Source organism: bacterium, assembly GCA_018814885.1.
Classification (GTDB): domain Bacteria; phylum Krumholzibacteriota; class Krumholzibacteriia; order LZORAL124-64-63; family LZORAL124-64-63; genus JAHIYU01.
The window spans coordinates 1-4,073 of record JAHIYU010000198.1 but is presented as its reverse complement, the minus strand read 5'-3'; the positions used below and the strand labels follow the sequence as shown (position 1 = coordinate 4,073).

The window sequence follows — 4,073 nt, the reverse complement described above, 5'->3', positions numbered from 1 at the left end:
GTCTGGCCCGAGGCGCCCCTGCCGGACACGGGCGCCGCACCGCCGCCCTTGCCCGCGCCACCCGATACCACGGTCCCCCTTTCCGCCACCACCTGGTTGACCCTGGTCGATGTGGGCTACAAGCACAGCACCACGAGCTTCGGCGACTACTTCACCGACATGCTCCTGCTGGGCGTGGCCGTGGGCTATCCGCTGAGCGACTGGTTCGTGCCCACCATCGGCTTCCAGGCGGGTATCGGCGATCTGCAGGACGACTTCGAGGAACTCACCGGTAACGGCAAGTCCGCCCACTACGCGATCGAGCTGGGCGCCCAGCTGCGCGCGCCCCTGGCCGCCGGGACCGACGTCTACCTCGGTCTCGCCGGCGGCTACTACATGCGCTCCCTGCGCTGGGGCGGCACGCTCTACTACGGTTACCTCGATATCTACGAGAGCGGCTCGCTGGTCCGGGAACTCTCCGACTGGGGCGGCTCGGCCCGCTTCGGCCTGCAGCGGCGCCTGAGCGCCCGCGGCGCCAAACCCAGGCTGCTCGACCTGAGCGTCCGCTACGAGTCCTACGGCGCGGAGGCCTCGCTGCTGGAGAATCCGGAGACGGGCACGATGTTCACCGCCGCAGACCGCGACATCTGGGTCGGCGTGACCCTGGGCCTGATCATGGGCATCTGATCCGGGAGGAATGCCAGGGGATGATCATCAACGACCTCTCGTGCGGCGACATCGTCGTGCAGCAGCTGCATCTCGGCGGCGACCGCAATTTCAGCTACATCTTCGGCGACCGCACCGGCGGCGAGGCGGCGATCGTGGATCCCGGCTTCGGTCCCGACGAACTGGCCGCCGCGGTGAGCGGGACGGGGCTCGAACTCGCGCACATCCTGATCACCCACGGCCACGCGGATCATACCGGCGGCGTGGCGCGCCTCGTCGAGCTGACCGGCGCGCGGGTCTACGCGCTCCCGGTCGCGACCGGCGCCCCGGCGCGGTCCGTCGCGTTTCCCGACCGGCTCGGTGCGCGGTCCCTGGTTGCCCTCGAGACGCCCGGCCACGCGTCGGACCATCTCTGCTGGCTCTACGAAGGATTCCTGGCCACCGGCGACCTGTTGTTCTGCGGTAAGGTGGGCGGCACCGGCCCGTTCTTCCCCGGTTCCTCGGCCGCGGCGGAGTGGGCGTCCCTGCACCGCATTCTCGAGCTGCCGGGCGACACCGTGGTGCTGCCCGGCCACGACTACTACGGCGGCGAAGGGGAGATGCCGCACTCGACCCTGGCCCACGAGCGCGCCCACAATCCCTTCCTGCTCTGTCCGGATCTCGAGGCCTTCGAGCAGCTCAAGGCGGACTGGGCGGCGTACAAGCGGGAGCACGGCATACGCTGAGCCGGGGTCCGCGACCGCCCTGCCGAACTTGGCGTAGCCATCCGTCGGACTGTCGGTTACCCTCGTCGCGCGTCGTGACCGCCCGCCGGCGGACAACTCGGATCTCGAGCATGGGAGAGAGGCATGGCCAAAGCAGTCATCACGCACTCGCGCGCCTTCGCCTGGCGCAGGTTCCTGAACTGGTTCCCCATGGGGCTGACCTACGCCCTGCTGTACATGGGGCGTTACAACCTGACCGTCAGCAAGAATGCCCTGGGCGACCTGATGACGAAGGAGGACTTCGGCATCATCTTCGGCATCGGGACGGTGACCTACGCCTTCGCCTTCCTGTTGAACGGTCCGCTCGTGGACAAGATCGGCGGCCGCAAGGGCATACTCATCGGTGCCCTGGGCTCCTGCCTGGCCAATCTGGGCATGGGGCTGTACCTGCATCACGTACTGGCGACGGGGCTTGCCGACAATCACCGGATCCGCACGATCTTCACCCTGCTCTACGCCGTGAACATGTACTTCCAGTCCTACGGTGCGGTCGCCATCGTCAAGGTGAACTCCTACTGGTTCCACGTGCGCGAGCGGGGCGGTTTCTCCGGTATCTTCGGCACCATGATCTCCAGCGGCATCTTCCTGGCCTTCACGGTCAACGGCTGGATACTGGACGCCGCCGCCGGCGCCGGTCCCCGGGCCGACGCCGCCAAGTGGGTCTTCTTCACGCCCGCGGCCCTGCTCTTCCTCTTCTTCGTGATAGAGTACTTCCTTCTGCGCGACAAGCCGTCCGATGCCGGCCACGCGGACTTCGACACCGGCGACGCCAGCAGCGGCGAGTCGGACGTGCCGGTGCCCCTCTTCCATGTCATCAAGCGGATCCTCACCAACCCCATCATCCTGACGGTGGCCTGCATCGAGTTCTGCACCGGTGTCATCCGCAACGGCATCATGCACTGGTTCCCCATCTACGCGAAGGAGATCTGGGTGCTGCCCAGCCATCACTGGGTGCGCAACGGTTCGTGGGGGCAGGCCTGGGTGGTGATCTTGCTGCTGGCGATCGCGGCACTGTTCTTCTGGGCCGGCGGTCGCGCCAGGGGACGACGCCGCGCCTGGTTGATGGTGTCCGGCGGGCTGATCTTCCTGACGCCGTTCCTGCAGGGCGGATGGGGCGGCATCCTCTTCGTGGCCGGCGTCATCGGCGCCAACGTGGCCGGCTGGGCGAGCGACCTCTTCTTCCAGAGTCGACGCGCCCCGGTGGCCGGCATCCTATACGCGGTGCTGGCGATCGCATCCATAGGCATGTTCTTCACCCTGGGCGGCACCCGGCCCGAGGTCGAATGGTCCGGGGTCGACGGGTTGCAGTCGGGCGACCACATCCTGGCCGTAGCCGCCACGCCCGGGGAGGCCGCGGCGCGGGCCGTGGCCGAGCCCTGTGAGGACTGGTCCGACGTATCCCGGCAGGTGGCCGCCGTACCGCCCGCGGCGATCTCGGCCGGGCAGTGGAATCCGCGGAAGCTGATGGTCACCTACGACGGCAGCGGTATCCCGGAGGGTGTGACCCGCAGCACCGGCGTGCTGCACGCCCTCGTCACGCGGGGCGGGGAACGCGTCGATGTCTCCTTCGCCGACCCCCTGCCGACCATGCGCGCGGGCGACCGGCGCAGCATCAAGGCCGGCCCGGTGCTCACCCTCGATCCCCTGTGGCTGTGCCTGATCGTCTTCGTGATGTCCATAGGCGTGATCGGAACCCACGGCTTGCTCAGCGGCACCGCCACCATGGATTTCGGAGGTCGCAGGGGCGCCGCCACGGCCGTGGGCATGATCGACGGCTTCGTCTATCTGGGAACGGGCGTGCAGTCCTTCGCGCTGGGATACCTGACCACCCGCAACTGGTCCATGTGGCCGGTATTCCTCTTCCCCTTCGGAATCATCGGCTTCCTGCTGCTGCGACGCATCTGGCACGCGATTCCCAGCGGGAAGAAGAGCGGGCACTGATGCGTCGCGCCCTCACCGGTCAAGGCCGCCCGCCGTCGATTCCGGTAGATTCGGGATCTGGGGCCCGTGTCATGACCATCTTGCGCCGCCTGCAGTCAATCCTGCCCGGAGTCTTGACAGCGCTGGTCCTCGCGGCCGGCGCCGCCGCAGCTCCGGCGGAACGCTTCGTCGTCGCCGACGGGGATACCGTCTGGCTCACCGACCCCGTGATCATCGTCGGATCGCGCGTCCCGTCGGCCCTGCCCGGCCTCCTGCGTCCGGTGGCCGCGGCCGATCCCGCCGCCGACGCGCCCGTGCGCTCGGCCGCGGAACTGCTCGCCACCCTGCCCGCCGTCGAGGTGAGCCAGCGCCAGCAGTACGGCACGCAGGCCGACCTGAGCGTCCGCGGTTCCTCCTTCGAACAGGTGCAGGTGCTGCTCGACGGCTGGGACATGGGCGACCCCCAGACCGGCCACCACAACCTCGATCTGCCCCTCGGCCTGGCGGACGTGTCGCGGCTGGAGGTCCTCCGGGGGCACGGCTCGGCACTCTACGGGGCCAACGCCTTCGGCGGCGTGGTCAACGTGGTGCCCCGCGATCCGGCTCCGGCCCGGGGTGGCGAATTGGCATTCGGCGGCGGCGACGCCGCGACGCGCCACGCCCTCGGCCGGCTGGAGAGCGGCGGGGGCGACCTGTTCGGCGTGGCGGGACGGGCGTGGCTCTCGGGGGGCTGGTTCCGCACCG

At 69.1% G+C, this 4,073-nt stretch carries 4 protein-coding genes; all 4 read left to right on the top strand.

Translation table 11 applies throughout. The features are described 5' to 3' along the window. On the top strand, positions 1 to 666 hold a 666-nt coding region (locus KJ554_15110; GenBank protein MBU0743660.1), incomplete at its 5' end, for a hypothetical protein. A gap of 20 nt (positions 667 to 686) precedes the next feature. Next, positions 687 to 1,370 (top strand): MBL fold metallo-hydrolase, encoded by a 684-nt coding sequence (locus KJ554_15105; protein MBU0743659.1) that lies wholly within the window; start codon positions 687 to 689, stop codon positions 1,368 to 1,370. Positions 1,371 to 1,493: 123 nt separating this feature from the next. Further along, positions 1,494 to 3,350, top strand: coding sequence for an MFS transporter (locus KJ554_15100; GenBank protein MBU0743658.1), 1,857 nt, complete (start codon positions 1,494 to 1,496; stop codon positions 3,348 to 3,350). Between the two features lie 71 nt (positions 3,351 to 3,421). Then, positions 3,422 to 4,073: TonB-dependent receptor plug domain-containing protein (locus KJ554_15095; GenBank protein MBU0743657.1), on the top strand; the 652-nt coding region annotated here is incomplete at its 3' end.